Source organism: Desulfobulbus alkaliphilus (genome assembly GCF_016918545.1).
GTDB lineage: Bacteria > Desulfobacterota > Desulfobulbia > Desulfobulbales > Desulfobulbaceae > Desulfobulbus > Desulfobulbus alkaliphilus.
This window is the reverse complement of the sequence record NZ_JAFFQC010000257.1, coordinates 1-442: the sequence shown is the minus strand read 5'-3', so window position 1 is coordinate 442 and position 442 is coordinate 1. Positions and strand designations below refer to the sequence as shown.

General features: G+C 57.0%; 1 protein-coding gene. It reads left to right on the top strand.

Features of this window, described 5'->3' with window-relative positions; genetic code table 11:
• Window positions 1-442 (top strand): hypothetical protein (locus tag JWG43_RS18410; RefSeq protein ID WP_205244379.1); only part of this gene is annotated, 442 nt, incomplete at both ends.

Below are 442 nucleotides of genomic sequence, written 5' to 3'. Positions count from 1 at the left end.
GCAGCCGGGTTGGTTTTCAGTATTTTACCGGCACAGGTTCGATGTCCTGGAGCTGGCAGGAAATTGTCGGTTCGATAGCGGACGGGGGTGGTTGGGCCCAGGGTGACCATACGGTGCAGGTGATCGCGATAGCGGCCAATGGCAGTCGTCAACAGGTCAATATACCTATCACCATCGACAACACGCCTGAGGTTTCCGGTGCCGCGGGTCAGGCGTCGGGTGATCTGGATATCAAGGGGACAGTGCAGTTCAAGGAACGAGTTGGCGGACATGAAGGTCATATTGAACTGTGGCATGTTCGCCCCAACAGGTATCGCAGCCGGGTTGGTTTTCAGTATTTTACCGGCACAGGTTCGATGTCCTGGAGCTGGCAGGAAATTGTCGGTTCGATAGCGGACGGGGGTGGTTGGGCCCAGGGTGACCATACGGTGCAGGTGATCGC